At 63.0% G+C, this 26,880-nt stretch carries 28 protein-coding genes; 15 read left to right on the forward strand and 13 right to left on the reverse strand.

Annotated features, from left to right (window positions below; genetic code table 11):
* Window positions 1-11: 11 nt before the first annotated feature.
* Together gatA and gatC are read right to left on the reverse strand one after the other, a co-directional pair.
* Window positions 12-1,463: an Asp-tRNA(Asn)/Glu-tRNA(Gln) amidotransferase subunit GatA gene (gene gatA / locus RT582_RS06105; RefSeq protein ID WP_104098660.1), complete on the reverse strand. Its 1,452-nt coding sequence runs from the start codon at window positions 1,461-1,463 to the stop codon at window positions 12-14.
* A 17-nt stretch (window positions 1,464-1,480) separates the two neighbouring features.
* Window positions 1,481-1,768: an Asp-tRNA(Asn)/Glu-tRNA(Gln) amidotransferase subunit GatC gene (gene gatC / locus RT582_RS06110; RefSeq protein ID WP_014821398.1), complete on the reverse strand. Its 288-nt coding sequence runs from the start codon at window positions 1,766-1,768 to the stop codon at window positions 1,481-1,483.
* A gap of 318 nt (window positions 1,769-2,086) precedes the next feature.
* On the opposite strand from gatC, the gene mreB reads away from it, so the two are divergent.
* The 9 genes from mreB (at window position 2,087) to tldD (ending at window position 14,466) form a co-directional block, all read left to right on the forward strand.
* Window positions 2,087-3,124 (forward strand): rod shape-determining protein MreB, encoded by a 1,038-nt coding sequence (gene mreB, locus RT582_RS06115; RefSeq protein ID WP_003302863.1) that lies wholly within the window; start codon window positions 2,087-2,089, stop codon window positions 3,122-3,124.
* A gap of 126 nt (window positions 3,125-3,250) precedes the next feature.
* Entirely contained in the window at window positions 3,251-4,228 is a 978-nt protein-coding gene (gene mreC / locus RT582_RS06120; protein ID WP_042922824.1) for a rod shape-determining protein MreC, read from the forward strand.
* Complete coding sequence (mreD, locus tag RT582_RS06125) at window positions 4,225-4,713, forward strand: rod shape-determining protein MreD (RefSeq protein ID WP_313476941.1); 489 nt, start codon at window positions 4,225-4,227, stop codon at window positions 4,711-4,713. The genes mreC and mreD overlap by 4 nt, the downstream gene beginning before the upstream one ends.
* A 194-nt stretch (window positions 4,714-4,907) precedes the next feature.
* Window positions 4,908-6,056 carry a PEGA domain-containing protein gene (locus RT582_RS06130; RefSeq protein WP_313476963.1) on the forward strand — a complete coding sequence of 383 codons (1,149 nt, stop codon included), beginning with the start codon at window positions 4,908-4,910 and terminating at the stop codon, window positions 6,054-6,056.
* A 95-nt stretch (window positions 6,057-6,151) separates the two neighbouring features.
* A complete protein-coding gene (locus RT582_RS06135) occupies window positions 6,152-6,742 on the forward strand; it encodes a Maf family protein (RefSeq protein WP_042922827.1) in 591 nt (196 codons plus the stop codon).
* Window positions 6,743-6,827: 85 nt separating this feature from the next.
* Window positions 6,828-8,285, forward strand: a complete 1,458-nt coding sequence (gene rng, locus RT582_RS06140) for a ribonuclease G (RefSeq protein ID WP_003302857.1) — start codon at window positions 6,828-6,830, stop codon at window positions 8,283-8,285.
* Between the two features lie 49 nt (window positions 8,286-8,334).
* Window positions 8,335-12,138 carry a YhdP family protein gene (locus RT582_RS06145; RefSeq protein ID WP_313476942.1) on the forward strand — a complete coding sequence of 1,268 codons (3,804 nt, stop codon included), beginning with the start codon at window positions 8,335-8,337 and terminating at the stop codon, window positions 12,136-12,138.
* Between the two features lie 37 nt (window positions 12,139-12,175).
* Entirely contained in the window at window positions 12,176-13,021 is an 846-nt protein-coding gene (locus tag RT582_RS06150) for a carbon-nitrogen hydrolase family protein (protein ID WP_312944271.1), read from the forward strand.
* Window positions 13,022-13,023: 2 nt separating this feature from the next.
* The gene (gene tldD, locus RT582_RS06155; RefSeq protein WP_044315501.1) at window positions 13,024-14,466 is read left to right on the forward strand and encodes a metalloprotease TldD; all 1,443 of its coding nucleotides are present in this window, start codon (window positions 13,024-13,026) and stop codon (window positions 14,464-14,466) included.
* A gap of 64 nt (window positions 14,467-14,530) precedes the next feature.
* Here the strand turns inward: tldD and yjgA are convergent, their stop codons facing one another.
* On the reverse strand, window positions 14,531-15,052 hold the full coding sequence (gene yjgA / locus RT582_RS06160) for a ribosome biogenesis factor YjgA (protein ID WP_041014842.1): 522 nt from the start codon (window positions 15,050-15,052) through the stop codon (window positions 14,531-14,533).
* Between the two features lie 112 nt (window positions 15,053-15,164).
* On the opposite strand from yjgA, the gene pmbA reads away from it, so the two are divergent.
* Window positions 15,165-16,511: a metalloprotease PmbA gene (pmbA, locus tag RT582_RS06165; protein ID WP_230355855.1), complete on the forward strand. Its 1,347-nt coding sequence runs from the start codon at window positions 15,165-15,167 to the stop codon at window positions 16,509-16,511.
* 49 nt (window positions 16,512-16,560) lie between these two features.
* On the opposite strand, the gene RT582_RS06170 is transcribed toward pmbA, so the two are convergent.
* The 10 genes from RT582_RS06170 to RT582_RS06215 all read right to left on the reverse strand — a co-directional run bounded on the left by RT582_RS06170 (window position 16,561) and on the right by RT582_RS06215 (window position 23,556).
* On the reverse strand, window positions 16,561-16,833 hold the full coding sequence (locus tag RT582_RS06170; protein WP_014821387.1) for an HPr family phosphocarrier protein: 273 nt from the start codon (window positions 16,831-16,833) through the stop codon (window positions 16,561-16,563).
* 13 nt (window positions 16,834-16,846) lie between these two features.
* Complete coding sequence (gene rapZ, locus RT582_RS06175) at window positions 16,847-17,704, reverse strand: RNase adapter RapZ (protein WP_041014840.1); 858 nt, start codon at window positions 17,702-17,704, stop codon at window positions 16,847-16,849.
* On the reverse strand, window positions 17,705-18,169 hold the full coding sequence (gene ptsN / locus RT582_RS06180) for a PTS IIA-like nitrogen regulatory protein PtsN (protein ID WP_014821385.1): 465 nt from the start codon (window positions 18,167-18,169) through the stop codon (window positions 17,705-17,707). It abuts the gene before it with no gap.
* 7 nt (window positions 18,170-18,176) lie between these two features.
* Window positions 18,177-18,485 carry a ribosome hibernation-promoting factor, HPF/YfiA family gene (hpf, locus tag RT582_RS06185; RefSeq protein WP_003302844.1) on the reverse strand — a complete coding sequence of 103 codons (309 nt, stop codon included), beginning with the start codon at window positions 18,483-18,485 and terminating at the stop codon, window positions 18,177-18,179.
* Between the two features lie 73 nt (window positions 18,486-18,558).
* The gene (locus RT582_RS06190; RefSeq protein ID WP_014821384.1) at window positions 18,559-20,073 is read right to left on the reverse strand and encodes an RNA polymerase factor sigma-54; all 1,515 of its coding nucleotides are present in this window, start codon (window positions 20,071-20,073) and stop codon (window positions 18,559-18,561) included.
* Window positions 20,074-20,219: 146 nt separating this feature from the next.
* Window positions 20,220-20,945: an LPS export ABC transporter ATP-binding protein gene (gene lptB, locus RT582_RS06195; protein WP_003302842.1), complete on the reverse strand. Its 726-nt coding sequence runs from the start codon at window positions 20,943-20,945 to the stop codon at window positions 20,220-20,222.
* Entirely contained in the window at window positions 20,945-21,490 is a 546-nt protein-coding gene (gene lptA / locus RT582_RS06200) for a lipopolysaccharide transport periplasmic protein LptA (RefSeq protein WP_044315499.1), read from the reverse strand. The genes lptB and lptA overlap by 1 nt, the downstream gene beginning before the upstream one ends.
* Window positions 21,477-22,049 carry an LPS export ABC transporter periplasmic protein LptC gene (gene lptC, locus RT582_RS06205; protein ID WP_003302839.1) on the reverse strand — a complete coding sequence of 191 codons (573 nt, stop codon included), beginning with the start codon at window positions 22,047-22,049 and terminating at the stop codon, window positions 21,477-21,479. Before lptC ends, lptA begins: the two co-directional genes overlap by 14 nt.
* A gap of 8 nt (window positions 22,050-22,057) precedes the next feature.
* Entirely contained in the window at window positions 22,058-22,582 is a 525-nt protein-coding gene (locus tag RT582_RS06210) for a KdsC family phosphatase (RefSeq protein WP_045666720.1), read from the reverse strand.
* On the reverse strand, window positions 22,582-23,556 hold the full coding sequence (locus RT582_RS06215; protein ID WP_023445913.1) for a KpsF/GutQ family sugar-phosphate isomerase: 975 nt from the start codon (window positions 23,554-23,556) through the stop codon (window positions 22,582-22,584). Before RT582_RS06215 ends, RT582_RS06210 begins: the two co-directional genes overlap by 1 nt.
* A 281-nt stretch (window positions 23,557-23,837) precedes the next feature.
* Between RT582_RS06215 and RT582_RS06220 the strand changes: the two genes are divergently transcribed.
* From RT582_RS06220 to RT582_RS06240, 5 genes are read left to right on the forward strand one after another with little or no spacing between them, the layout of a single operon-like run.
* Window positions 23,838-24,653, forward strand: a complete 816-nt coding sequence (locus RT582_RS06220; RefSeq protein WP_313476943.1) for an ATP-binding cassette domain-containing protein — start codon at window positions 23,838-23,840, stop codon at window positions 24,651-24,653.
* On the forward strand, window positions 24,646-25,443 hold the full coding sequence (mlaE, locus tag RT582_RS06225; protein WP_003302833.1) for a lipid asymmetry maintenance ABC transporter permease subunit MlaE: 798 nt from the start codon (window positions 24,646-24,648) through the stop codon (window positions 25,441-25,443). Before RT582_RS06220 ends, mlaE begins: the two co-directional genes overlap by 8 nt.
* The gene (gene mlaD, locus RT582_RS06230) at window positions 25,443-25,901 is read left to right on the forward strand and encodes an outer membrane lipid asymmetry maintenance protein MlaD (protein WP_313476944.1); all 459 of its coding nucleotides are present in this window, start codon (window positions 25,443-25,445) and stop codon (window positions 25,899-25,901) included. Before mlaE ends, mlaD begins: the two co-directional genes overlap by 1 nt.
* Window positions 25,902-25,912: 11 nt before the next feature.
* On the forward strand, window positions 25,913-26,560 hold the full coding sequence (locus RT582_RS06235; protein ID WP_003302831.1) for an MlaC/ttg2D family ABC transporter substrate-binding protein: 648 nt from the start codon (window positions 25,913-25,915) through the stop codon (window positions 26,558-26,560).
* Complete coding sequence (locus RT582_RS06240; RefSeq protein ID WP_090519252.1) at window positions 26,553-26,867, forward strand: STAS domain-containing protein; 315 nt, start codon at window positions 26,553-26,555, stop codon at window positions 26,865-26,867. Before RT582_RS06235 ends, RT582_RS06240 begins: the two co-directional genes overlap by 8 nt.
* Window positions 26,868-26,880: the final 13 nt, after the last annotated feature.

Here is a 26,880-nt window from a genome sequence, read left to right on the forward strand (position 1 = left end):
CTTCAATCTCCTCAGAATCCGGCCGGGGCGCGCATGTGCCAATCGGTGACTTGTTGATACTGGTGCGCCACATTGAGCAGGCGCGCTTCCTGGAAGTACGGCGCCAGCAGTTGCACACCCACCGGCAAGCCATCAATGAAGCCGGCCGGCATCGACAGGCCCGGAATGCCCGCCAGGTTGGCGGTGATGGTGTAGATGTCTTCCAGATAGGCCGAAACCGGATCGGCGTTCTTCTCGCCCAGCTTCCAGGCCAGGTTCGGCGTGGTCGGGCCGAGGATCACGTCGACCTGCTCGAAGGCAGCGACGAAGTCCTGCTTGATCAGGCGGCGGATTTTCTGCGCCTTGAGGTAGTAGGCATCGTAGTAACCGGCGGACAGCGCGTAGGTGCCGACCATGATGCGCCGCTTGACCTCGTCACCGAAGCCTTCGGCGCGCGAGCGCTTGTAGAGGTCGGTGAGGTCGACCGGGTTTTCGCAGCGATAGCCGAAGCGTACGCCATCGAAACGCGAGAGGTTGGAAGAGGCCTCGGCTGGCGCGATCACGTAGTAGGAAGGAATCGCATGCTGCATGTTCGGCAGGCTGATTTCCTTGACCGTGGCGCCGAGCTTCTTCAGTTCCTCGACGGATGCCATGACGGCGTCAGCGATCTTCGGATCGAGGCCGGCGCCGAAGTACTCCTTCGGCAGGCCGATGCGCAGACCGGCGAGCGGCTGGCTCAGCGCGGCGAGGTAATCGTCCAGCGGCTGGTCGACGCTGGTGGAGTCCTTGGCGTCGAAACCGGCCATTGCCGACAGCAGCAGCGCGCAGTCTTCGGCCGTGCGTGCCATCGGGCCGCCCTGATCGAGACTCGATGCGTAGGCGACCATGCCCCAGCGCGATACCCGGCCGTAGGTCGGCTTGAGGCCAGTGAGGTTGGTCAGCGCAGCCGGCTGGCGGATCGAACCGCCGGTGTCGGTGCCGGTCGCGGCAGGCAACAGTCGTGCGGCGATGGCCGCGGCGGAACCGCCGGAGGAGCCGCCCGGTACTCGGGTCAGGTCCCAGGGGTTCTTCACCGCGCCGTAATAGCTCGACTCGTTGGCCGAGCCCATGGCGAATTCGTCCATGTTCAGCTTGCCGAGGGTAACCGTGCCGGCAGCTGCGAGCCGTTCCACCACGGTGGCATCGTAGGGCGCATTGAAGTTGTCGAGAATCTTCGAGCCGCAGCTGGTGCGGATGCCCTGGGTGCAGAACAGGTCCTTGTGGCCGATCGGTGCGCCGAGCAGGGCGCCGTTCTCGCCGGCGGCGCGACGCGCGTCGGCGGCCTTGGCCTGTGCGAGGGCAAGCTCGTCGGTCACGCTGATAAACGCGTTGAGCTGCGGGTCGAGCTGCTCGATGCGGGCCAGCAGGGTGCGCGTCAGTTCCTCGGCGGAGAAGTGCTTCTCGGCGAGGTTGCGGGCGATCTCGGCAAGCGTCAGGTTGTGCATGTCGGAATCCTTCATCATCACTCGATCACTCGCGGAACCAGATAGAGGCCTTCTTCCACGGCGGGTGCGATGGCCTGGTAGGCATCACGCTGGTTGCTCTCGGTGACTGCATCGGCACGCAGGCGCTGGGTGGTTTCCAGCGGGTGGGCCAGCGGCTCGATACCAGTGGTGTCGACCGCCTGCATGCGGTCGATCAGGCCGAGGATATTGTTGAGGGTCTCGGTGGTGCGGGGCAGGTCGGCTTCAGACAGGCCCAGGCGGGCCAGATGAGCGATCTTCTCCACCTCGGTGCGTTCAAGCGCCATCGGGTATCTCCAGCGGAAAGCGAATCGGGACTGCACCTTCCGTCGACTGGACGGGGTGCATGGCAGCACGGGACGAGCCGCGGCAATGGGCTTTCTGGCCCGGAAAAGCCGTCAATCTTACATGCCCGAGGCGGTTATCGGTAGCGTGGACGCGGTGCGCGGCCTTAGGATGAGTGGCGACCACCGTCATGCGACCTGGCACGCAATGCCTCATTTCTGGCGCCACGCGGGCGGACTCTCGCCTTGCCCTAACTTCGCACCATTGTTAGAGTTTGCGGCACTTTTTTCCCCACGCGTTTGCCCCAGGGCCCTTTTCCCATGTTCAAGAAACTGCGTGGCATGTTTTCCAGTGATCTGTCGATCGACCTGGGCACTGCCAATACCCTTATTTATGTGCGCGATCGCGGCATTGTTCTCGACGAACCCTCTGTAGTCGCCATTCGTAGCCACGGCAACCAGAAGAGCGTTGTCGCCGTCGGCACCGAGGCCAAGCGCATGCTGGGCCGTACCCCGGGCAACATCAACGCGATCCGTCCGATGAAGGACGGTGTGATCGCCGACTTCAGCGTCTGCGAGAAGATGCTGCAGTACTTCATCAACAAGGTGCACGAGAACAGCTTCCTGCAGCCCAGCCCGCGCGTGCTGATCTGCGTGCCCTGCAAGTCGACCCAGGTCGAGCGTCGTGCCATTCGTGAGTCCGCACTCGGCGCCGGTGCTCGCGAAGTGTTCCTGATCGAGGAACCGATGGCCGCTGCGATCGGTGCCGGTCTGCCGGTGGACGAGGCCCGCGGCTCCATGGTCGTGGACATCGGTGGAGGTACCACCGAGATCGCGCTGATCTCCCTCAACGGCGTGGTCTACGCCGAATCCGTGCGAGTCGGCGGTGATCGTTTCGACGAATCCATCGTGACCTACGTGCGTCGCAACTACGGCAGCCTGATCGGCGAATCCACTGCCGAGCGCATCAAGCAGGAAATCGGTACCGCCTTCCCGGGCGGCGAGGTCCGCGAAGTGGACGTCCGTGGCCGCAACCTGGCCGAAGGCGTGCCGCGCAGCTTCACCCTGAATTCCAACGAAGTGCTCGAAGCCCTGCAGGAATCGCTGGCGACCATCGTTCAAGCGGTCAAGAGCGCGCTGGAGCAATCTCCGCCGGAGCTGGCCTCCGACATCGCCGAGCGCGGCTTGGTACTGACTGGCGGCGGCGCGCTGCTGCGTGATCTGGACAAGCTGCTCGCCCAGGAGACCGGTCTGCCGGTGATCGTCGCCGAGGAGCCGCTGACCTGCGTCGCCCGTGGCGGTGGTCGCGCGCTGGAGATGATGGATCGTCACGCCATGGACCTGCTGTCCACGGAGTGAGCCTGCGCCGCTGTGCTCATGACAAGCCGAAAGATCCGGTCGCACCGGCTTTCGGCTTGTCGCGTTTAGTCTCAAGCTTTTACTCGTGAGGTAGTTGCAATCAAGCCGCTATTTGCCAAGGGACCTTTGCTCGGTGTGCGCCTGCTGGTGTTCGTCGTGCTTTGTGTCGTGCTGATGGTGGTGGATGCACGCTTCGACGCGCTGAAGACGGTACGCAGCCAGATGGGGCTGGTACTGACGCCGTTCTACTGGGTCGCCGACATGCCGGTGCGGATCTGGAGAGGTGCGACCGAGCAGATCGCCAGTAGCAGCAGCCTGATGGCCGAGAACGAGAAGCTCAAGGCCGAGGCGCTGCTGATGCAGCGGCGCCTGCAGAAGCTGGCGATGCTCACCGAGCAGAACGTGCGCCTGCGCGAGTTGCTCAACTCGGCGGCGCTGGTGGATGACAAGGTCATCGTCGCCGAACTGATCGGACTGGACCCAAACCCGTTCACCCATCGCATCCTGATCGACAAGGGCGAGAAGGACGGCGTCTTCATGGGGCAGCCGGTGCTCGATGCCAGCGGCCTGATGGGGCAGGTCGTCGAGGTGCTGCCGTATGCCGCGCGCGTGCTGCTGCTGACCGATGTCACCCATAGCATTCCGGTGCAGGTCAACCGCAACGGACTGCGTGCGATCGCCGTGGGCACCGGCAATCCGGACTATCTCGAGCTGCGCCATGTGGCCGAAACGGCTGATGTCAAAGCAGGAGATTTGCTGGTCAGTTCCGGGCTCGGTCAGCGATTCCCTAGCGGCTATCCGGTGGCGCAGGTGACCGAGGTGGTGCACGGCTCCGGCCAGCCGTTCGCCATCGTACGTGCGGTGCCGACCGCCATGCTCAATCGCAGCCGCTATCTGATGCTGGTCTTCAGCGATTCGCGGACGCCGGAAGAGCGGGCCGCCGACGCTGCCGAGGCCCAGGCCGATGCCGATCAGAAAGCCGCTGCCGAAGGCGCGGAGGCAGCCGCACCTGCACCCGCTGCTGAGGCGGGGGCTGAAACGAGCGATTCCGAGCAGGCGCCCGCCGCTTCGTCGTCGACAACGGTATCGGAGGAGGCGCAATGATCAGCGGGCGGCCGAATAATGGATGGGTCATCTGGTTCAGTCTGACGCTCGCGCTGCTGCTGAGCGTCGCGCCCATGCCCGGCAGCGCGGAGATCGCGCGACCGTTGTGGCTGGGACTGGTCATCGCCTTCTGGTCGTTGGTTCTGCCGCATCGCGGTGGGCTGGGCGCCGCGTTCTGTTTCGGGCTCGCACAGGATGTGCTGGCCGGCACGCTGTTCGGCCAGAGCGCCTTGCCGCTGATCCTGATCGCGTTCCTGGTGCTGAGTCTGCAGCAGCGCCTGCGCATGTTTCCGCTCTGGCAGCAGAGCATGGTGCTGCTGGTTGTGCTCGGCCTCGCCCAGTTGGTGCAGCTCTGGCTCAATACGCTGACCGGCAACCGGCCGCCGACGCTGCTGTTCCTGGCGCCTGTGCCGGTCAGCGCATTGCTCTGGCCTTGGGTTTATGTCGCGTTGCAGGGGCTGCGTCAGCGATTTGCGGTGTATTGACCAACGCCCGGTCGATTTCGTCCGTCGTACTCTGCGCTGAAAAAATCTGATCTTTTGTATGGGTTTGTGCCGCCGGGCACGGCTTACGCCTTGCTGCTCCAAAGCAATTCTGAAATCATGCTGCCGCTATGGCGTTCCGCCATTACTGGTTTCTGCTTCAGAAGACGATAAGCACAACAGCACGGGCGATGAGTATGGAAGCTGGCAGTTCGATTTTTTCCAGGCCGCAAGGCTCTCGTGGCGCCCGTGCGGTGCTGGCTGCCGGCGCGGTAGGGTCGCTGCTGATGACGCTGGTCATGAGCACTGGTTACTCTCAGGCCGATAGCGCCCCGCAGGCCCCTCAGTTGGCCAAGCTGTCGGCCCCAGATACGCTCTCCACCGTTACCGCTCCCTCTGAGTCCGCTGCCGATTCGCCTCGCGCCGAGCAGCTGGCCGGCAAGATTGCAGAGCTCGACGCCATTCTCCTTGAAAAGCAGAAGCTTGAAGATGCGCTGCGAGCCGAGAAGAGCGAGCTCGCTGCCGTGCGATTGCAGCTGGCCAACAGCAAGAAGCTGATTCGCCTGGAGGTCGACGACTTCCTCGGTCAGAGCGCCGAGCGCAAGCGTCTCGATGAGCTGCTGGACGAGCACAAACGTAGTGCCGAAGCCGAGAAAGCCATTGGCGAACGCGTCGAAGCTCTGGAGAAGGATCTCGGCAGCCAGCACCTGAAGTTCTCGCTTGCCGCGCGTGACGTCGATCGTCTCAAGACCCAGCTGGCGGCCGAGGTTCGCGAGCGCAACAGCAAGAAGATTCAGGCCATTGCCCGCAAGCTGGACAAGACCATTCGCTTCGAGCAGTCGGTTTCGTTCCGCTGTTCCGCCAGCAAGAGCCTCGCGGCCTGCCTGGCCGAGCACCGCAACGATGGTCAGATGTCGCAATGGGTGCTGGAAAACTACCAGCGTGTGCTGGCCGAGGATATCCGCGAGCAGGTTGCCCATGTCGACCTGGATACCGCCTGGTACCGTTACCGCACACGTACCGATTTCGCCCAGGCAAGCATGAGCCTGGACGGCACCGTCAACGCGCAGATGAACGTCGAGGCGACCATCACGGCGAAGAAGATGATGCCGTGCGCGATCCTCGATGTGCCCTACGAGCAATGCGACAGCAAGACCCACTCGCTGATCGTGCGTAGCAACAAGTACGACGATCGGGTCCGCATCAACGACCAGGAGCATGGCGCCACGCCGGTTTCGCTGGTGCTCGACAGCGGTGTCTATGACATTCAGGTCACCTCCGGTGGGATTACCCAGAAGCGCACGCTGTCGCTCAAGGGTGATCAGGTGGTCAACTTCAAGTTCTGATCCATGCCCGGCGTAGTCCTTACGCCGGTCCTCTGCGCCTTCCTCGACGTACCCCGGATATGCGACGCTGTCGCTTTACCGTCTGAGGAACTGCCATGGGCGCTCTGTTTCTTGCCTCGGCATCACCCCGCCGCCGCGAATTGCTCGCGCAGATCGGCGTGCCGTTTTCTCTCGTCAGCGTGTCCGTCGATGAAACGCCCTCGCCAACCGAGTCGCCCGAGGCGTATGTCGAGCGCGTTGCGCGCGACAAGGCGCTCGCCGGGCTCGTCAGTCTGGGGGATCGCGACGGCTGCGTGCTGGGTGCCGACACCAGCGTGGTGCTCGATCAGCATATTCTCGGCAAGCCTGCCGACCGTGCCGACGGGCTCGCCATGCTGGCGGCGTTATCCGGGCGTACGCACCGGGTCATGACCGCCGTCGCGCTGGCCAGTCGAAGTGCCTGCGAGGTGCGTGTGGTCATCAGCGAGGTGACCTTCCGTACCATCGACGAAGCCGAAGCCGAACGCTATTGGGATAGCGGAGAGCCGGCGGACAAGGCGGGCGGTTACGCCATCCAGGGCTGGGGCGCGGTGTTCGTCAGCCAGTTGCACGGCAGCTATTCGGCGGTGGTTGGCCTGCCGTTATGTGAAACGGCGCAGCTGATCGACGCCTTCGGATTTCCACGTTGGACCAAAGGCTCAAGCTAGAGCCTGTGGCTTCGGCGCACAGGCCGGTTAGAATCGACTCAACCACCAGCTAGCGCTGCACATCAAGCCACCGCCGAGAACAACAATGAGCGAAGAAATCCTGATGAACATCACCCCCATGGAGTCGCGGGTGGCGGTGGTGGAGAACGGTGTCCTGCAGGAGGTGCATGTCGAGCGCACCCAGCGCCGTGGCATCGTCGGCAACATCTACAAAGGCAAGGTGGTGCGCGTCCTGCCGGGTATGCAGGCGGCGTTCGTCGACATAGGGCTGGATCGCGCCGCGTTCATCCATGCTTCCGAGATTTCCGCCCGCGAGGGTAATGCGGTCGAGCCGATCAACGCCCTGGTTCACGAAGGCCAGAGTCTGGTGGTGCAGGTCACCAAGGACCCCATTGGCACCAAGGGCGCGCGCCTGACCACGCAGCTGTCGATCCCATCGCGCTACCTGGTGTACATGCCGCGCACCAGCCATGTCGGCATTTCCCTGCGTATCGAAGATGAAGCCGAGCGCGAGCGGCTCAAGCAGGTCGTTGCCGAATGCGTTGAGGCAGAGGGCATCCAGGAAGCCGGTGGCTTCATCCTGCGTACCGCGGCTGAAGGGGCCGGCAGCGACGAGATACTCATGGATATCCGCTATCTGCGCCGTCTGTGGGAGCAGATCGCCAGTCAGATCAAGACCGTCGAAGCGCCCACGGTAATCTACGAAGACCTCTCTCTGGCCATGCGGACCCTGCGTGATCTGGTCAATCCGCGGATCGAGAAGATCCGTATCGATTCGCGGGAGAATTTCCAGAAGGTCACCCAGTTCGTCGGCGAGCTCATGCCCGAGCTGGGCGACCGCCTCGAACACTATCCGGGCGAGCGGCCGATCTTCGATCTCTATGGCGTCGAGGACGAGATCCAGAAGGCGCTGGAGCGCAAGGTCATGCTCAAGTCCGGCGGTTACCTGATCATCGATCCGGCCGAGGCGATGACCACCATCGACGTCAACACCGGTGCATTCGTCGGTCATCGCACGCTGGAAGAAACCATTTTCAAGACCAATCTCGAGTCGGCCACTGCCATTGCCCGCCAGCTCAGGCTGCGCAATCTGGGCGGCATCATCATCATCGACTTCATCGACATGGAGGACGAGGAGCATCGTCGCCAGGTCCTGCGCACGCTGGAGAAGCAGCTCGAGCGCGATCACGCCAAGACCAACATCATCGGCATCACCGAACTCGGCCTGGTGCAGATGACCCGCAAGCGCACCCGCGAAAGCCTCGAACAGGTGCTGTGCGAACCCTGCATGTGCTGTCAGGGACGCGGCAAGCTGAAGACGCCGGAGACCGTCTGCTACGAGATATTCCGCGAGATCCTGCGTGAGGCGCGGGCCTACCAGGCGGAAGGCTACCGGGTGCTGGCCAATCAGAAGGTGATCGATCGTCTGCTCGACGAGGAGTCGGGCAATGTCGCCGACCTGGAGGCCTTTATCGGTCGCTCGATCAAGTTCCAGGTGGAAAGCATGTACTCCCAGGAACAGTACGACGTGGTGTTGCTCTGAACAATGGTAGACCGGGCCGCAAGGGCCAGGATGACCGGAGCGCATCCAGATGAACCGCCTCGCTGCCTTCCTCGTGACACTGTCGCGCCAGCTGTTCTGGGTAATCGCATTCGGGCTGATTCTGGCCGCGCTCTACGTGAGCCTGGGGCGGCAGCTGGTGCCTGTAATCGCCGAGTACCGGGCCGAGGTGCAGGAGAAGGCGCAGGCGGCGCTGGGCATGCCAATCGCGCTGGGCAGGCTCGAAGGCCGCTGGGAGGGCTTCGCTCCCCGTTTGCTGGCGCATGATGTATTGCTCGGCGAGGGTGACAGCGCGATGCGCCTGGACCGTATTGCCATCGTCCCAGACCTGGCGGCCAGCCTCTGGGCGCGAGCGTGGCGGCTGAGCCGGCTGGAGTTTAGCGGCGTGCAGCTGTCTGTCGCTGAAGATGCCGAGGGCAAGTGGCGAGTGGAGGGCTTGCCGGCCCGTACCGAGCAGAAACCGCCCGAACCGCAGAAGATTCTCGAGTCGTTGCAGCGGGTGCGTGGGCTGGCGCTGCGCAACAGCCAGATCACGCTGGAGCCATTCGGAGAGCCGCCGCTGACCCTGAGCTACACCGATCTGGGCCTGCTCGTCGACGGTGAGCGGCTCCGGTTGGACGGGCGCAGCATCCTGCCGGATGGCCAGCCCCTGGCCTTGCGCATTGAGGGGCGGGTGCAGCCGCAGCGCTGGCAGCACGCCGAGGCGCAGGTTTATCTCAGCCTGCCACAAAGCGACTGGACCGCCTGGTTGCCGCGCCGACTGACTGCCGACTGGCATCTGCAGACGTTGAAGATGGGAGGTGAGCTGTGGGCAACCTGGCGCGAAAAGGCGCTGGAGCGTGCTGTTCTACGGATTAACGCGCCGCAACTGATCACGTCCTTTGCCGATCGTGAGCCTGTTCAGCTCGAGGACCTTGGGGGCGAGGCTTATATCGATCGCAACGAGCAGGGCTACCGGCTGCTGCTGGACCGGCTGGCGTTCGATCTCGAAGGCGAGCGCTGGGGCGATGCGCGAATCCAGGTTCAGCAGGATCAGACTCAGCAGCATTGGCAGCTGCAGGCTGATCGGTTGGGTATCGCGCCGATCGCCACACTCGTCCGTGCACTGGCGCCGCTACCACCGGCCGCAGCCGAGACGCTGACGGCGCTGCAGCCCAATGGAACATTGCGCAACCTGCAGCTCGACTACCGCCCCCAGATGGAGTCGCCGCAGCGGCTGCAATTCGCTGCCAATCTGGACCGTATCAGTTTCGCCGCACACAACTGGATACCGGCGGTGGGCAACGCGAGTGGCAGCATTCGCGGTGATATGGGCGGCGGAGAACTGCGCCTGGACAGCGACGACTTCAGCCTGCAACTTGCGCCGCTGTACCCCGAGCCCTGGCGCTACCGACACGCCGGCGGGCGTCTGACCTGGGCGCTGGACGAGCAGGCCTTCACGCTGGCTGCGCCCTATCTGCGTATCGACGGCGAGGAAGGCAAGATCGCCGGTGACTTCCTGATCCGCCTGACCAGGGATCCCGCGGCAGAGGACTACATGGACCTGCGGGTTGGCTTGAGCGAAGGCGACGCGCGCTTTACCGAAAAATACTTGCCGACACGCTCACTGGCGTTAAGCCCGGCGCTGGTCAGCTGGCTCAAGGAAGCGATTCGCAGCGGTACGGTCGAGCAAGGTTATTTCCAGTACCAGGGCGCATTGAGCAAGGGAGCTTCCGACAGCGCGCGCAGCCTGAGCCTGTACTTCAAGGTGCGCGATGCCGAGCTGGCGTTTCAGCCCGGCTGGCCCGTGCTGCAGCAGGGCCGTGGCGAGGTGCTGATCGAAGACAGCGGGGTTCGCGTCCGGCTCGCGGAAGGGCGGATTCTCGACAGTCACGTGCGTGATGCGACAGCGGACATTCCTCGCGTCGGCGCCGGCAACGTGCCGCAGTTGGCCGTGAAGGGGCAGGTCGCCAGCAGCCTGGCGGACGCCTTGAAGCTGCTTCAGGAGGCGCCGATCGGAACCGGCGAGATCTTCGCTGGCTGGCAGGGGCAGGGTGCGCTCAGCGGCGCGCTCGATCTGCAGATCCCGCTGGGCAAGGGCACGCCGCGGGTCATCGTGGATTTCGCCAGCGACGATGCGAAACTGAAGATTCCCGAGCCGGAGCTTGCCTTCGAGCAACTCAGCGGCAGTTTCCGCTACGACACCGCGCGAGGCTTGAGTGCAGAGGCCATCCAGGCGCGCCTGTTCGGCGCTCCGGTCAAGGGCAAGGCGGTAGCGACAGGAGCGCCTGGCAAGCCAGCCTCTCGCGTGGAGGCACAGGGCGCCGTGGGGTTGAAGCGTCTGGCTGAGTGGCTCGCTATCGGGCAGTCGCTGCCCGCCAGCGGTGAGTTGCCCTATCAGTTGCGACTGGATCTGGCAGGTGAGGACAGTCAGTTGCAGATCGACTCTTCGCTACAGGGGCTGCGCATCGATCTGCCAGCGCCGTTCGGCAAGCCTGCACGCGAGCGCCGTGACACCTCGTTGCGGATGTCCCTGCAAGGGGCCGAGCGTCGCTACGGTGTCCGGCACGGGTCTCTCGCCGCACTGACGTTCGCTGCGCCGCCGGGTGCCTGGGCGCAGGGGCGCGGCGAGCTGCGTCTCGGGCCTGGGGCGGCCAATCTTCCGGCCAGTGCCGGGCTTTATGTCAGGGGACGCCTGCCGCAGCTCGACTTGAAAGCCTGGCAGGCGGTGCTCGAACAGCACGGCAAGGCACAAGCGCAGCAGACGCCCGGCTCGCTGCTGCGCCGGGCGCAGGTCGATATCGATCGTTTCGAAGGTTTTGGCACCCGAATCGACAATCTTGGGCTGGACCTGCGGCGAATGAGGGAAGCCTGGGACCTTGGCCTTCGCAGTTCGATCATCAGCGGCTCGGTTCGCCTGCCAGATGCCGAGGGCGGCATCATCGTTGCCGATCTCCAGCGCCTGCGTCTGCCGGCTGCCGCGCAATCCGACGAGGCGGTCAAGGAGCGACCCGATCCGCTGGCTGATGTCGACCCGCAAAGCCTGCCGGCAATGGATGTCGCGATCGAACGGGTTTCCCTGGGCGACAATGTGCTCGGCGCCTGGGCGTTGAAGCTGCGCCCGGTCAGCGGCGGGACCGAGTTCCGCGATATCGCTCTCGACCTCAAGGGCCTGAAGATTACCGGGAACGGCGGCTGGGGCAGTGCGCAGACCTGGTACAAGGGCCGCCTCGAAGGGCGCAATCTCGCTGACGTATTGCTTGCGTGGGGCTTTGCGCCTTCGGTGACCAGTGACAGTTTTCGCCTGGATGTGGATGGGCAGTGGCCTGGTTCGCCGGCTTGGTTCGCCATGGCGCGCTATTCCGGCAGCATGCGACCTCGGCTGCGCAAGGGGCAGTTTGTCGAGATCGACGGCAGCGCCCAGGCGCTGCGCGTGTTCGGCGTGCTCAACTTCAATTCAATAGGGCGCCGCCTGCGGCTGGACTTCTCCGATCTGTTCAGCAAGGGGCTCAGTTACGACCGGCTGGATGGGCGGTTGCTGGCCAAGGAGGGTGTGTTCAATACCCGCGAGCCCATCACTGTCAGCGGTCCGTCGACCAACCTCGAGCTGGATGGCAGGCTGGATATGGCGCGTGACGAGATCGACGCCAAGTTGCTGGTTACCTTGCCGATCAGCAACAACCTGCCGCTGGCGGCGCTGATTGTCGGCGCACCGGCGATCGGCGGGGCGCTGTTCGTGGTGGACAAGCTGCTCGGCGACCGCGTGGCGCGTTTCGCCAGCGTACAGTACGACGTCAAGGGGCCTTGGCAGGCGCCTAAGATCAGCTTCGACAAACCATTCGAAAAGCCCAACTGATCCGCATCGAGCCGGGTCTTTCAGCATCGGGGATAGCATGTCCTTAGCCGTGATTCAGATGGCCAGCCAGGCGGATGTAACGCTCAATCTGGCCCGCGCGCGCGAGCTGCTCGAGCAGGCGGCCGAAGCGGGCGCGCGGCTGGCGGTGCTACCGGAGAACTTCGCCGCAATGGGCCGCAGCGATCTGCCGCAACTGGGTCGCGCCGAAGCCGCTGGCGACGGGTCGATCCTGCCCTGGTTGAAACAGGTCGCCCGTGACCTCAGGTTGTGGATCGTGGCCGGCACCTTGCCGTTACCGCCCGACGACGACCCGCAGGGCAAGCCGAATGCCTGCTCGCTGCTGTTCGATGATCAGGGGCAGCGGGTGGCGCGCTACGACAAGCTGCATCTGTTCGATGCGGATGTCGCTGACAACCGTGGTCACTACCGTGAATCGGACGACTATGCGGCGGGGCAACGGCTGGTGATCGCCGACACACCGGTTGGACGCTTGGGGCTGAGCGTGTGTTATGACCTGCGTTTCGCCGAGCTGTATGGTGCGCTGAGGGCGGCAGGTGCCGAGTTGATCAGCGTGCCGTCGGCGTTCACCACGGTGACCGGTGAAGCGCACTGGGCGACGTTGATTCGTGCCCGTGCCATCGAGACTCAGTGCTATATCCTGGCTGCCGCACAGGGTGGAGAGCATCCTGGTGGTCGCCTCACCCATGGGCATTCGTCTATCGTGGACCCATGGGGCCGTCTGCTGTGCGAGCAGGCGACTGGCGAGGCGGCTTTGGTTGCCGCTCGGGATGTGTCCGAACAGGCTGCCATCCGCCAGCGAATGCCGCTGCAGCGCCACCGCCGATTTTCCGTACCGTGCCTGGCCACGGACCGTTTGGAGTGAATATGAGTGAACTGCTGTTACCTGTCACCGAGCGACTGCTGACACCTGGCGGCCTGGGTATCGATGACCTGCCAGGCTTGCTCGGTGAACTCGCCGGGCCCGGCGTGGATGCGGCGGACCTGTACTTTCAGGATCAGGTTTCCGAGTCCTGGGTGCTCGAGGATGGCATCGTCAAGGAGGGCGGCTTCCACCTGGAGCAGGGCGTCGGCGTGCGCGCACTGTCCGGCGAGAAAACCGGTTTCGCCTACAGCAACGCGATCACTGCCGATGCATTGCGTCAGGCGGCTCAGGCTGCACGCTCCATCGCGCGCAGCGGCCAGCAAGGCCAGGTCAAGGTGCTGTCCAGGGCGGCATTCGCGCCGTTGTACGCGCAGGACAATCCGCTCGACGGGCTCGGCCGTGCCGAGAAGGTCGAGCTGCTTAAGCGCATCGACGTCGCGACCAGGGCGCTGGACCCTCGCATCAAGCAGGTGACCGTAAGCCTGGCGGGCGTCTGGGAGCATATCCTGGTGGCCGGAATGGACGGTGGTATGGCGGCCGATATCCGCCCTCTGGTGCGTTTCAACGTCAGCGTGATCGTCGAGCAGAACGGCCGCCGCGAGCGCGGTGGCCAGGGTGGCGGCGGGCGTACCGGCTACCAGTACTTCCTCAGCGAGGATCGCGCCATGGGCTACGCCCGCGAGGCATTGCGTCAGGCGCTGGTTAACCTCGAAGCGGTGCCGGCACCGGCCGGTTCCTTGCCGGTCGTGCTTGGGCCTGGCTGGTCCGGCGTGCTGTTGCACGAGGCCGTCGGCCATGGCTTGGAGGGTGATTTCAATCGCAAGGGCAGCTCGGCCTACAGTGGCCGGATCGGGCAGAAGGTGGCGTCGAGCCTATGCACCATCGTCGATGACGGTACCCTGGCGGATCGCCGAGGTTCGCTCAGCGTCGATGACGAAGGCACGCCGACCCAATGCACCACGCTGATCGAGAACGGCATTCTCAAGGGTTATATCCAGGACAAGTTAAACGCCCGCCTTATGGGCGTCGCGCCGACCGGTAACGGCCGCCGCGAGTCTTACGCGCATCTACCGATGCCGCGCATGACCAACACCTACATGCTGGCCGGCGAAAGCGATCCGCAGGAAATCATTCGCTCGGTGAAGAAGGGCATCTACTGCGCCAGCCTCGGCGGCGGTCAGGTCGACATCACCAGCGGCAAGTTCGTCTTCTCCACCAGTGAGGCCTATCTGATCGAGGACGGCAAGATCACCGCGCCGGTGAAGGGCGCGACGCTGATAGGCAATGGCCCCGAGGTGATGAACCGGGTGTCGATGGTCGGTAACGACCTGGCGCTCGATAGCGGTGTCGGCACCTGTGGCAAGGATGGGCAGTCGGTGCCGGTGGGCGTCGGCCAGCCGACCCTGAAGATCGACGAGATAACCGTAGGCGGAACGGGTGCGTGAAGCCGCGGCGAGTGCCAGCCGCGAGCTTCAAGGGTAGAGGTTGAGGTACGGGTTGAGATTGCCGTCAGCGCAAGCCGCGTTTGGCTTCGTCCAGTTCGCGGATGTACTTGAATATCTTGCGGCTGGCGGCCGGCGGCTTGTCGCGCGCCGCCTCGTGCTGGGCGTGGCGGATCAGCCCGCGCAGATGCTGGCGGTCGGTCTCGGGGTATTCGGTTACGAACGCTTCCAGGGTGGCGTCGTCACCGCCGATCAGACGGTCGCGCCAGCGCTCCAGCGCATGGAAGCGCTCGTTGTATTGGCGCGTCGAGGCGTCCAGTTGATCGACCAGCGCGAGAATGGCATCGACATCCTGGTCGCGCATCAGCTTACCGATGTACTGGATGTGCCGTTTGCGCGCGATATGCGCCTTGTGTTTCGGCGCGTCGGCCAGCGCCTTCTGCAACGCGTCGCTCAGCGGCAGGCGAGCGATGAGGTCGGGCTTGAGGGTAGTTAGCCGCTCGCCAAGCTCCTGCAGGGCAAGCAGCTCGCGTTTGACCTGGGACTTGCTTTTTTCGTCGAAATCGTCGGCGTCGGAGTGTTCAGACATGGGGATGGTCCACTAGGAAATGCCGCCATGATAACAGCAGCCCTGGCAGCAGGCTTCAGAGGAGCGGCGCCAGGTTGCAACTTGATTCGATTGCAGTGGTTTGGGAGTGCTTATGAGTGAAGTAGAGGGCATCGGCCCGCACGCGCTGCCCGGTTTGCGCGAGAAGGTCGAGCGCATTATCGAGGAAGCGCGTCGGCAGGGCGCCAGCGCCAGCGAGGTTTCGGTCTCCATGGAGCAGGGGCTGTCGACCACAGTGCGGCAGCGCGAGGTGGAGACGGTCGAGTTCAATCGCGACCAAGGCTTCGGCATCACGCTCTATGTCGGCCAGAGCAAAGGCACTGCGAGCACCACCGGCAGTGGTGACGACGCCATCCGTGAAACCGTAGCCGCCGCGCTGGCCATCGCCAGGCATGCCTCGGAGGACGAATTTGCTGGCCTCGCTGACGCTACGCTGATGGCGCGCGAGCTTCCCGATCTCGATCTTTACCATCCGTGGGCGGTCACCCCCGAACAGGCCATCGAGCAGGCGCTCAGCTGTGAAGACGCCGCGTTCGCCTTCGATCAGCGTATCCGCAACGCAGACGGCACTACGCTTAATACCCATCAGGGCTGCCGCGCCTATGGCAACAGCAACGGCTTCATCGGGGGCTATTGCAGCAGCCGTCACAGCCTGAGTTGCGTGATGATCGCCGAGAGCGAAGGGCAGATGCAGCGTGACTATTTCTACGACGTCAACCGCATCGGCGAGGCGCTGCTCGACCCGCAGACCATCGGCCGGCGCGCAGCCGAGCGTGCCGTGCGACGTCTAGGCGCGCGCGCGGTTCCTACCTGCGAAGTGCCGGTACTTTTCGCTCCCGAGCTGGCGACCGGTCTGTTTGGCCACTTCATTGCAGCGATTTCCGGCGGAAATCTCTACCGCAAAGCCTCTTATCTCGAGGATGCCCTGGGACAGGCGCTGTTTCCCGAGTGGCTGAGCCTTGATGAGCGTCCGCACATCCCGCGAGCCCTCGGTAGTGCCGGCTACGATGGCGATGGCCTGGCGACCTATGCCAAGCCGTTCGTGGAGAACGGCCGCCTGCTGTCCTATGTGCTTTCGACCTATTCCGGACGCAAGCTCGGTATGCCCAGTACGGCCAACGCCGGGGGTGTGCACAACCTGTTCGTCAGCCATGGGGACGAGGATCAGGCGGCGTTGATCCGGCGCATGGGCCGAGGCCTGCTGGTGACGGAGCTGATGGGACAGGGCCTGAATCTGGTGACCGGCGACTATTCTCGCGGCGCCGGCGGCTACTGGGTCGAGAATGGCGAGATCCAGTTCCCGGTACAGGAAGTAACGATTGCCGGAAATCTGCGCGACATGTTCCGCCAGATCGTGGCGGTCGGTTGCGATGTGGAAACGCGCGGCAACGTGCGGACCGGCTCGGTGTTGATCGAGCGAATGATGGTCGCTGGCAAGTAAGGCAGGCGCGGCGCGGTCGGCAACGATTCGCGCCGCCGTGGCAAGGTGTCTACTCGCCTTCTTCGAAATAGTCGTCGATCAGCGCGGTCAGCGCGTTCAGTGCGTCCTCTTCTTGTTCACCTTCGGTGTCCAGGTGCACGGTGGTGCCTTTGCTGGCGGCGAGCATCATGACCGCCATGATGCTCTTGCCGTCGACCAGCGTGGCCGGACAGCGGCCAACGCGAATCTTGCAGGGGTAGCGATTGGCAACGGCGACGAACTTGGCGGCAGCGCGCGCGTGCAGGCCGAGTTTGTTGATGATGGTGACTTCGCGGGCGGGCATGGTGCAGGTATTCCTAGGCGAGGTCCCGATGACGGACCTGCAGGTTCTTCAGCGGTTCTCTCAATGCCTGGCCTAGCCGTTCGGCCAGGTAGACCGAGCGATGATGGCCGCCGGTGCAGCCGATGGCGATGGTGACATATGCGCGGTTGCTGGCTGCAAAGCGCGGCAGCCATTTGCTCAGATAGCCGTGGATATCCTGGAACATTTCCTCCACGTCGGCCTGGGCGCTGAGGTAGTCGATCACCGGCTGGTCTAGCCCGGAAAAGTCGCGAAGCTCGGCTTTCCAGTAAGGGTTGGGCAGGCAACGTACGTCGAACACAAGATCGGCATCGACCGGCATCCCGCGCTTGAAACCGAATGACTCGACCAGAAAAGCGGTGCCCGGCTCAGGCTTGTTGAGCAAGCGCAACTTGAGCACGTCGCGCAGCTGATAGAGATTGAGATGGGTGGTGTCGATTTTCAGGTCGGCGTGATCGATGATCGCTGCGAGCAGCAACTCCTCATCATGGATCGCTTCGGCCAGAGAGCGATTTTCGTTGGTCAGTGGATGGCGGCGGCGGGTTTCCGAGAAGCGCTTGAGCAGGGTCTCATCGTCGGCATCCAGATAGAGCACATCGCACTGGATGTGCTTGGCGCGGACTTCTTCGAGTAGCTCGGGGAAGCGCTTGAGCTGGCTGGGCAGGTTGCGCGCGTCGATCGATACGGCGACCTGCGGATGCAGCAGCTCAGTGTGCAGCAGGGCGCGCTCGGCAAGCTCAGGCAACAGTCCGGCAGGCAGGTTGTCGATGCAATAGAAACCGTTGTCCTCGAGCACGTTCAGTGCAGTGCTCTTGCCCGAACCCGAGCGTCCACTGACGATGATAAGCCGCATCTATGCCCCGTTCTGCACGTCGACCACCACCTGGTAGAGGCTTTCGTTGCTCGGCGCCTGGCGCAGTCGTTGGCGTACGTCTTCGCGGTCGAGCATGCTGGCGATCTGGCGCAGCAGTTCGAGATGCTCGTCGGTGGCGGCCTCCGGTACCAGCAGGACGAACAGCAGGTCCACCGGCGCGCCGTCGATGGCGTCGAAATCCACTGGCGTCTGCAGGCGCAGAACGGCGCTCAGCGGCGCATTGCAGCCAACCATGCGGCAGTGCGGGATGGCGATGCCGTTGCCGAAGCCGGTCGAGCCGAGCTTCTCGCGCGCGATCAGGCTTTCGAAGATGGTCTGGGAATCGAGATCGATAAGGTCCTGGGCGATCACCTTGGCGATCTGTTCCAGGACGCGCTTCTTGCTACCGCCCGGGACGTTCACCAAGGAACGCCCGGGGGTGAGGATGTTTTCGAGTCGGATCATATTGGAGTCAGCGGGTGACAGCGCCCTGTGTGTGGTCGAGCTGCTTCTCCTTGTGCTTGATCAACTGGCGATCGAGCTTGTCGACCAACAGGTCGACGGCAGCGTACATGTCTTCGTGATCGGCGATGGCCACGACTTCGCGGCCTGCGACGTGCAAGGTTGCTTCGGCTTTCTGCTTGAGTTTCTCGACCTGGAGGATCACCTGAACGCTGATGATGCGGTCGAAGTGGCGAGCAAGCCGATCGAATTTCTCCTCGATGTAGTCACGCAGGGCATCGGTTACTTCCAAATGAACACCGCTGATGTTGACTTGCATACTGCTATCTCCTTTGCCTTGTACGAAGAGCAGGTTGGTAGGCCTGCGCCGGGACAGTTCGACCAGGGGCCGATCACAGTAGACGTTTGCGCTCGCTGGATGGTGCGATACCGAGCGACTCGCGGTACTTCGCAACTGTGCGGCGGGCCACCTGGATGCCCTGCGCTTCCAGTAAACCAGCGATCTTGCTGTCGCTCAACGGCTTTTTCTGGTTTTCCGCGGCGACCAGTTTCTTGATGATCGCGCGGATCGCGGTGGACGAACATTCGCCGCCTTCCGCCGTGCTGACGTGGCTGGAGAAGAAGTATTTGAGTTCGTAGATGCCGCGTGGCGTGTGCATGTATTTCTGCGTGGTCACGCGGGAGATGGTCGACTCATGCATGCCCACCGCCTCGGCGATGTCGTGCAGTACCAGAGGCTTCATCGCCTCGTCACCATGCTCGAGGAAGGCGCGTTGGTGTTCGACGATCTGAGTCGCCACCTTCATCAGGGTCTCGTTGCGGCTGAGCAGGCTCTTGATGAACCAGCGCGCTTCCTGCAGCTGGTTGCGCATGAAGGTGTTGTCCGCGCTGGAGTCGGCGCGTTTGACGAAGCCGGCGTATTGCGCGTTGACGCGAAGGCGCGGCATGGCTTCCTGATTCAGCTCGACCAGCCAGCGATCATTGTGCTTGCGCACGATCACGTCGGGCACCACGTATTCCGGCTCGCTCGCCTCGATCTGCGACCCCGGGCGCGGGTTCAGGCTCTGGATCAGTTCGATGACCTGGCGCAGATCGTCTTCCTTGATCTTCATTCGCCGCATCAGCAGGCTGTAATCCCGGCTGCCGAGGATGTCCAGATAGTCGCTGACCAGACGCTTCGCTTCGCTCAGCCATGGTGTGCGGTCGGGCAGTTGGCGCAGCTGCAACAGCAGACACTCACGCAGGTCACGTGCGCCGATGCCGGCCGGTTCGAATTGCTGGATACGACGCAGAACGACCTCGACCTCGTCGAGTTCGATTTCCAGCTCGGGATCGAACGAGTCGACGATTTCCTGCAGCGTCTCTTCGAGATAACCCTGTTCATTGATGCAGTCGATGAGGGTGGTCGCGATCAGTCGGTCGGTGTCGCTCATTGGCGCGAGGTTCAGCTGCCACAGCAGATGGCTCTGCAGGCTTATGCCGCTCGACGTCCGGCTGGTGAAATCCCACTCGTCGTCATCGTTGCTGGGCAGGCTGCTGGCGCTGGTCTGGTAGATGTCTTCCCAGGCGGTGTCGACCGGAAGCTCGCTGGGAATCCGCTCGCCCCAGTCGCCGTCGCTGTCGTCCAGGCTGTCACTGCTATGAGAGGGCTCCTCGTAGGTGCTTTCCTGGCTGCTGCTCTTCTCGGTGACGGTGTCGCCTGGCCGTTCAGCGGCCTCGGCCATAGGGTCGGAGCTGTCGAAGTCGTCTCCGTCTTCTTCGCGCTCGAGCATGGGATTGGAGTCCAGCGCCTCCTGGATCTCCTGTTGCAGATCGAGGGTGGATAGCTGGAGGAGCCGTATGGCCTGTTGCAGCTGCGGTGTCATCGTCAGCTGCTGGCCCATCTTCAGGACTAGCGATGGTTTCATGGCAGAGGACTTCGAACCTTTTATGCCGGCGCAACCGCGCCCATTCCGACATGCCGTGCGCGGGGCGCCGGCAGAAAGCAAATTATATGCCTGCCGATGAAGCCTTTGCCTAGAGCCGATTTGCCGAGCCGAGCAAAAAATCCGCGTTACAGGCGGAATTCGTGGCCCAGATAGACTTCCTTGACCAGCTGATTGCTCAGGATGGTCTGCGCATCGCCCTCGGCAATCAGTTGCCCGTCGTTGACGATGTAGGCCGTCTCGCAGATATCCAGGGTCTCGCGGACGTTGTGATCGGTGATCAGCACGCCGATGCCCTTGGCCTTGAGGTGATGGATGATCTGCTTGATATCGCCCACCGAAATCGGGTCCACACCGGCAAAGGGTTCATCAAGCAGGATGAACTTCGGTGCGGTGGCCAGTGCGCGGGCGATCTCCACGCGGCGTCTTTCACCACCAGAGAGGCTCATGCCGAGGCTGTCGCGGATATGGTTTATATGGAATTCCTGCAGTAGGCCTTCCAACGCCTGCTGACGGCCGTTGCGGTCCAGATCCTTGCGGGTCTCGAGAATGGCCATGATGTTGTCGGCGACCGAAAGCTTGCGAAAGATCGAGGCCTCCTGTGGCAGGTAGCCAATGCCGGCCCGCGCGCGGCCGTGCATCGGCAGGTGGGTGACGTCGTCCTGATCGATCAGCACGCGGCCCTGGTCGGCATTCACCAGGCCGACGATCATGTAAAAGCAGGTGGTCTTGCCGGCGCCGTTGGGGCCGAGCAGGCCGACGATCTGCCCGCTTTCAATGGACAGGCTGACATCGCGCACGACCTGCCGGCTCTTGTAGCTCTTGGCCAGATGCTGGGCTTTGAGAACGGCCATTACTCGGGCTGCTCCGCAGCCTGAGCGTTTTTGCGCGGCTGGATCACCATGTCCACGCGCGGGCGCGGCGTGGTGACATCGGCATTGGTGGCGCGCCCGGCGTTGACGATCTGCCGACGGGTGTCATAGACGATCTTCTCGCCTTCGAAGGTGTTGCCTTCCTGAACGACCTTGGCCTGATCGATGAGCACGATCCGCTCGTTGGCGGCGAAATACTGGATGGTCAGGCCGTAGGCTTTGACGATCTCCTTGTCCACCGCAGGCTTCTGCTCGTAGTAGGCCGGCTTGCCGATGGAGGTGAAGACTTCGACGTCGCCGTTGTCATCCTGGGTAATGGTCACCGTGTCGCCGGTGATCTTCATCGTGCCCTGGGTGATGACCACGTCGCCGCGGTAGACCGCCACGCCCTGTCGGTCGTCCAGTTCGGCGGTGTCGGCTTGAACGCGGATTGGTTGTTCACGGTCCTCGGGAAGCGCCCAGGCGCTGGCGCCAAGCCAGAATGCGCTCAAACCGAGCAGGAGGGGGAGAGTCTTAACGCAGCTCATGCTGGCCTCTTACGTTGGACAGCAGGAGCATCCTGCCGTCATCCATGTACGCTTTCATGCCGGTTGCCGTGGTCACGCCATTGGCGGCCTCGATTCTAACGGCTTGGTTTGTCTCGGCATAATCCTTCTCCGGCCATACCGTCAGGCGGCTGGTGGTCAGGATCGTCGGGCGCCCCTTGGCGTCGGTTCGCTCGACCTTGACCTGATCGATCAGCAGCACCTCGTCGCCTTCGGCCGATACTTCGCCGCGCTCACTACGCACGTGCCACGGCAGTTCGGTGCCGCGATAGGACAGCAGATCCGGTTTGGTCAGCAGGCTGATGTCGCTCGCCTTGATGTGCTCGAGCTTGTCTGCGGTCAGTTCGTAGTTGCGCTTGCCGTCGGGCTGATATTGCACCGTGCGGGAATTGATCACATAGAAGTCGACATCAGGCGTTGCGCCACTGGCGACGGACGGCTCCTGCATGAAGCTTTCCGGCCGGATGTTCCAGTAGCCGACCGCCACCAGCAGGGCGGCGATCAGCGTCAGCAGGACAGCGAAGCGCATTTTGCGAAGCATGCAGACCCCTACAGATATGCGTTTTGCGCGGCGGCCAGGGTGCCCTGCGCGCGCATGATCAGTTCGCAGAACTCGCGTGCCGCACCCTCGCCACCGCGGGCCAGGGTAACGCCATGGGCATGTTCACGAACGAAGGTGTCGGCGCTGGCCACGGCCATGCCGAGGCCTACGCGGCGTATCACCGGCAGATCAGGCAGGTCGTCACCGAGATAGGCTACTTCAGAGTAGCTCAGGCCAAGTTCGGTCAGCAGTTCGTCGAGCACGACCAGCTTGTCCTCGCGCCCCTGATAAAGGTGCTGGATACCGAGGTTCTGCGCTCGACGCTCTACCACGGGCGTCTTGCGCCCGCTGATGATCGCGGTGCGCACGCCGGAGTTGATCAGCATCTTGATGCCGTGGCCGTCCAGTGTGTTGAACGTCTTGAACTCGCTGCCATCGGTCAGGAAATAAAGGCGGCCATCGGTGAGCACACCATCGACGTCGAAGATCGCCAGGCGAATGTCGCGGGCGCGTTGCAGCAGGTGTTCGTGCATTACATCACCCCCGCGCGCAGGAGGTCGTGCATGTTCAGCGCACCAATCGGCAACTCCTGGTCATCGACGACTACCAGCGAACTGATCTTGTGGTCTTCCATGATCTTCAGAGCCTCGGCGGCGAGCATCTCGGCATGGGCGGTCTTGCCGTGTACGGTCATGATCTCGTCGATGCGCGTCTGGCGAACGTCGACTCCCTTGTCCAGCGCACGGCGCAGATCGCCGTCGGTGAAGATGCCGGCGAGTCGTCCGTCCGCTTCGACGATGACGGTCATGCCCAGGCCCTTCTGCGTCATTTCCAGCAGGGCGTCGCGCAGCGATGTGCCGCGCGGAACCCTCGGCAAGCGCTCGCCGGTATGCATGACGTGCTCGACTTTCAACAGCAGGCGGCGGCCCAGCGCGCCGCCCGGGTGAGAGAAGGCGAAATCTTCAGCAGTGAACCCACGAGCCTCGAGCAGCGCGATAGCCAGGGCATCGCCGAGCACCAGGCTGGCAGTGGTGGAGGAGGTCGGCGCGAGGTTCAGCGGGCAGGCTTCGATGGCGACGCTAGCGTCCAGATTCACCGCAGCGGCCTTGGCCAGTACCGAGTTGGGGTTGCCGGTCATGCTGATCAGGGTGATGCCGAGCCGCTTGATCAGCGGTAGCAGGGTGACGATCTCGCTGGTGGTGCCGGAGTTGGAAAGGGCGAGGACCACGTCGTCCTGAGTGATCATGCCCATGTCGCCATGGCTGGCTTCGGCAGGGTGCACGAAGAAGGCGGCGGTGCCGGTGCTGGCCAATGTGGCGGCGATCTTGCGGCCGACGTGCCCGGACTTGCCCATGCCAACCACGACCACTCGGCCCTTGCAGCCAAGGATCAGCTCGCAAGCCTGCACGAAATCGGCATCGATACGTGCGTTCAACTGCTCAACCGCTTCTATTTCCAGGCGGATGGTGCGTTGCGCGGTTTCGATCAATTGGCTGCTCTGGCTCATGGCTGGCGAGGTCGTCCGATTAAAAGGCGGGGATTATAGCGAGAATCCGTTGCGGGCTCATGGAAAATGTCGGCACATCACTGTGGGTCGGCACAATCAATTTGATCAGCCTGAGCTGAACTGAAGCTGAACGGGGCGTCGCTCGTCATCTGCCGAAACGCTCATCGGTTGGGCGGCCTCTGGCGCGATGCTATAGTGCGCCGCCGAAAACGGTCAGGGCAGAAAGTATCCCAGCGTCATCGGGAGCCGTCTGTTTCGCAGACTGCATGCAAGGAGACCAGATGAGCGCCTGCAATGACTTCGCCGTCGAGCTGAAGGGAGTGACCTTCAAGCGAGGCGAGCGCAGTATTTTCAACGATGTCGATATCGCCATACCGCGAGGGAAGGTTACGGCCATCATGGGGCCGTCCGGTTGTGGCAAGACGACGCTGCTGCGCCTGATCGCTGCGCAGCTGATGCCGTCGCGTGGTGAAGTCTGGGTGGCGGGCAACAATCTGCCGAGCCTCTCGCGCAGCGATCTGTTCGACATGCGCAAGCAGATGGGTGTGCTGTTCCAGAGCGGGGCGCTGTTCACCGATCTCGACGTGTTCGAGAACGTTGCGTTTCCGCTGCGGGTGCATACCAAGCTCCCAGACGAGATGATCCGCGACATCGTGCTGATGAAGCTCGAAGCGGTAGGGCTGCGTGGCGCCATCGAGCTGATGCCCGACGAGCTGTCCGGTGGTATGAAGCGGCGTGTCGCGCTGGCGCGGGCGATTGCCCTGGATCCGCAGATTCTGATGTATGACGAACCCTTCGCCGGACAGGATCCGATTGCGATGGGCGTTCTCGTGCGGCTGATTCGCCTGCTCAACGACGCGCTGGGCATCACCAGTATCGTGGTCTCCCACGATCTGGCCGAAACCGCGTCCATTGCCGACTACATCTACGTGGTTGGCGATGCCCAGGTGCTTGGCCAGGGCACGCCGGCGGAGCTGATGGAGTCGAACAATCCGCGCATCAGGCAATTCATGACGGGCGCAGCCGACGGGCCGGTGCCATTCCATTTTCCTGCACCGGCCTATGCCGACGATCTACTGAGAGGCACCGATGCGTAAGCGTTCGTTGTTGGATCGGATTGCCCTGCTCGGTCGCGCCGGACTGGATGTGCTGGCAGCCCTGGGGCGCTCGACGATATTTCTCGTGCATGCGCTGTTCGGGCGAAGCGGGCTGCGTAACGGTTTTTCGCTGCTGGTCAAGCAGCTCTATTCGGTTGGTGTGCTGTCACTGGCCATTGTAGTTGTCTCCGGCATCTTCATCGGCATGGTGCTGGCGCTGCAGGGCTACAACATTCTCAGCAGCTACGGCTCCGAGCAGGCGGTTGGGCAGATGGTCGCACTGACCCTGTTGCGCGAGCTCGGTCCGGTGGTTACTGCGCTGCTGTTCGCCGGGCGTGCCGGCTCGGCTCTGGCGGCCGAGATCGGCAACATGAAGTCGACCGAGCAGCTCTCGAGCCTGGAAATGATCGGAGTCGATCCGCTCAAGTACATCATCGCGCCGCGCCTCTGGGCCGGTTTCATCTCGCTGCCGCTGCTGACGCTGATCTTCAACGTGGTCGGTATCTGGGGCGGAGCGATGGTGGCGGTGGAGTGGCTCGGTGTCTACGAAGGCTCGTTTTGGGCCAACATGCAGAACAGCGTCGACTTCAGTTCCGATGTGCTCAACGGCGTTATCAAGAGCGTCGTCTTTGCGCTGGTAGTGACCTGGATCGCCGTGTTCCAGGGCTACGATTGCGACCCGACCTCCGAAGGTATCAGCCGTGCCACCACCCGGACTGTGGTTTACGCCTCGCTGGCGGTGCTCGGCCTCGATTTCATTTTGACCGCGTTGATGTTTGGAGATTTCTGATGCGTATCCGCACACTGGAAATGGGTGTCGGGCTATTCCTGCTTGCCGGGCTGCTGGCCTTGCTGCTGCTGTCACTGCGTGTCAGCGGGTTGAGCGTTACTGATGCCGACACTTACAAGCTGTATGCCTATTTCGACAATATTGCCGGATTGACTGTCCGATCCAAGGTGACCATGGCTGGCGTGACCATCGGCAAGGTCACCGCGATCGACCTGGATCGTGACAGCTACACCGGACGAGTCACGCTGGAAATCCAGCAGGATGTCGACATCCTGCCGGCCGACTCGACGGCTTCGATCCTTACCGCAGGGCTGCTTGGTGAGAAGTACATCGGCATCAGCGTCGGCGGTGAGGAGGAGTTGCTCGCGGATGGCGACACCATTCAGGACACCCAGTCCTCACTGGTGCTCGAGGATCTGATCGGCAAATTCCTGCTCAACTCGGTTAAAAAAGATTGAAGGAGATGCACATGATGACTGCCTTGCGCCGCGGCCTGCTGATTCTGTTGGCCGTTCTGCCCATGTTCTCCCACGCTGCGCTGACAGCCCACCAGGTCATTCAGCAGACCACCGATGAGTTGCTGGCCGATCTGAAGGCCAACAAGGAGCAGTACCGCAACGATCCGGCGGCTTTCTATGACTCGCTGAACGAGATTCTCGGCCCGGTCGTCGATGCCGAAGGCATCTCGCGCAGCATCATGACCGTCAAATATTCGCGCAACGCCTCGCCTGAGCAGATGACGCGCTTCCAGGAGAATTTCAAGCGCAGCCTGATGCAGTTCTATGGCAACGCCCTGCTGGAATACAACAACCAGCAGATCCGCGTGCTGCCGTCGAGCGGCAAGGCTGATGACAAGCGCACCAGCGTCGGCATGGAGGTGGTAGGGCGCCAGGGCGAGATCTATCCGGTGTCCTACACCATGGTCAACGCCGGCGAGTGGCGAGTGCGCAATGTGATCATCAATGGCATTAACATTGGCAAGCTGTTCCGCGATCAGTTCGCCGATTCCATGCAGCGTAACGGCGGCGATCTGGACAAGACCATCGATGGTTGGGCCGAGGTGGTGGCGCGAACCAAGGACACCGAGGCCGGTCAGCAGGCCGCAGGCGATGAGTGAGGCGCGTATCGAGCGTGGTGCCGAAGGCGAACTGCGCATGATCGGCGTGCTCGACTATAGCAGCGGGCCCGCGCTGCGCGAGGCCGGGCGAGCGCTGATCGCGGACAGCCGCTCGGCACTGATGCTGGATTGCTCGGCGGTCGAGCGGTCCAGCAGTGTCGGGCTTTCTCTCCTGCTGGCCTTCATGCGCGATGCCAAGGCCGCCGGCGTCGAACTGCGCGTCACTGCGTTACCTGACGATATGGAAAAGATTGCCAAGGTGTCCGGCTTGCTGGATATCCTGCCGCTGGAAGCATCCCGGGTCTGAAAGGAATATCCGT

Origin of the sequence: Stutzerimonas kunmingensis (assembly GCF_032106285.1) — a bacterium.
GTDB classification, from domain to species: Bacteria; Pseudomonadota; Gammaproteobacteria; order Pseudomonadales; family Pseudomonadaceae; genus Stutzerimonas; species Stutzerimonas kunmingensis_B.

What these genes read in the sequence shown, in the direction of transcription:
- lptA (WP_044315499.1), bottom strand. Translation starts at nt 21,490, where the DNA reads ATGAGCTGCGTTAAGACTCTCCCCCTCCTGCTCGGTTTGAGCGCATTC.
- mreD (WP_313476941.1), top strand. Translation starts at nt 4,225, where the DNA reads ATGATCAGCGGGCGGCCGAATAATGGATGGGTCATCTGGTTCAGTCTG.
- RT582_RS06170 (WP_014821387.1), bottom strand. Translation starts at nt 16,833, where the DNA reads ATGCCCGCCCGCGAAGTCACCATCATCAACAAACTCGGCCTGCACGCG.
- mlaE (WP_003302833.1), top strand. Translation starts at nt 24,646, where the DNA reads ATGCGTAAGCGTTCGTTGTTGGATCGGATTGCCCTGCTCGGTCGCGCC.
- pmbA (WP_230355855.1), top strand. Translation starts at nt 15,165, where the DNA reads ATGAGTGAAGTAGAGGGCATCGGCCCGCACGCGCTGCCCGGTTTGCGC.
- RT582_RS06210 (WP_045666720.1), bottom strand. Translation starts at nt 22,582, where the DNA reads ATGCACGAACACCTGCTGCAACGCGCCCGCGACATTCGCCTGGCGATC.
- RT582_RS06130 (WP_313476963.1), top strand. Translation starts at nt 4,908, where the DNA reads ATGGAAGCTGGCAGTTCGATTTTTTCCAGGCCGCAAGGCTCTCGTGGC.
- RT582_RS06135 (WP_042922827.1), top strand. Translation starts at nt 6,152, where the DNA reads ATGGGCGCTCTGTTTCTTGCCTCGGCATCACCCCGCCGCCGCGAATTG.
- RT582_RS06145 (WP_313476942.1), top strand. Translation starts at nt 8,335, where the DNA reads ATGAACCGCCTCGCTGCCTTCCTCGTGACACTGTCGCGCCAGCTGTTC.
- mlaD (WP_313476944.1), top strand. Translation starts at nt 25,443, where the DNA reads ATGCGTATCCGCACACTGGAAATGGGTGTCGGGCTATTCCTGCTTGCC.
- RT582_RS06215 (WP_023445913.1), bottom strand. Translation starts at nt 23,556, where the DNA reads ATGAGCCAGAGCAGCCAATTGATCGAAACCGCGCAACGCACCATCCGC.
- RT582_RS06190 (WP_014821384.1), bottom strand. Translation starts at nt 20,073, where the DNA reads ATGAAACCATCGCTAGTCCTGAAGATGGGCCAGCAGCTGACGATGACA.
- rng (WP_003302857.1), top strand. Translation starts at nt 6,828, where the DNA reads ATGAGCGAAGAAATCCTGATGAACATCACCCCCATGGAGTCGCGGGTG.
- rapZ (WP_041014840.1), bottom strand. Translation starts at nt 17,704, where the DNA reads ATGCGGCTTATCATCGTCAGTGGACGCTCGGGTTCGGGCAAGAGCACT.
- RT582_RS06235 (WP_003302831.1), top strand. Translation starts at nt 25,913, where the DNA reads ATGATGACTGCCTTGCGCCGCGGCCTGCTGATTCTGTTGGCCGTTCTG.
- yjgA (WP_041014842.1), bottom strand. Translation starts at nt 15,052, where the DNA reads ATGTCTGAACACTCCGACGCCGACGATTTCGACGAAAAAAGCAAGTCC.
- tldD (WP_044315501.1), top strand. Translation starts at nt 13,024, where the DNA reads ATGAGTGAACTGCTGTTACCTGTCACCGAGCGACTGCTGACACCTGGC.
- RT582_RS06240 (WP_090519252.1), top strand. Translation starts at nt 26,553, where the DNA reads ATGAGTGAGGCGCGTATCGAGCGTGGTGCCGAAGGCGAACTGCGCATG.
- lptC (WP_003302839.1), bottom strand. Translation starts at nt 22,049, where the DNA reads ATGCTTCGCAAAATGCGCTTCGCTGTCCTGCTGACGCTGATCGCCGCC.
- hpf (WP_003302844.1), bottom strand. Translation starts at nt 18,485, where the DNA reads ATGCAAGTCAACATCAGCGGTGTTCATTTGGAAGTAACCGATGCCCTG.
- mreB (WP_003302863.1), top strand. Translation starts at nt 2,087, where the DNA reads ATGTTCAAGAAACTGCGTGGCATGTTTTCCAGTGATCTGTCGATCGAC.
- ptsN (WP_014821385.1), bottom strand. Translation starts at nt 18,169, where the DNA reads ATGATCCGACTCGAAAACATCCTCACCCCCGGGCGTTCCTTGGTGAAC.
- RT582_RS06150 (WP_312944271.1), top strand. Translation starts at nt 12,176, where the DNA reads ATGTCCTTAGCCGTGATTCAGATGGCCAGCCAGGCGGATGTAACGCTC.
- gatC (WP_014821398.1), bottom strand. Translation starts at nt 1,768, where the DNA reads ATGGCGCTTGAACGCACCGAGGTGGAGAAGATCGCTCATCTGGCCCGC.
- lptB (WP_003302842.1), bottom strand. Translation starts at nt 20,945, where the DNA reads ATGGCCGTTCTCAAAGCCCAGCATCTGGCCAAGAGCTACAAGAGCCGG.
- RT582_RS06220 (WP_313476943.1), top strand. Translation starts at nt 23,838, where the DNA reads ATGAGCGCCTGCAATGACTTCGCCGTCGAGCTGAAGGGAGTGACCTTC.
- gatA (WP_104098660.1), bottom strand. Translation starts at nt 1,463, where the DNA reads ATGCACAACCTGACGCTTGCCGAGATCGCCCGCAACCTCGCCGAGAAG.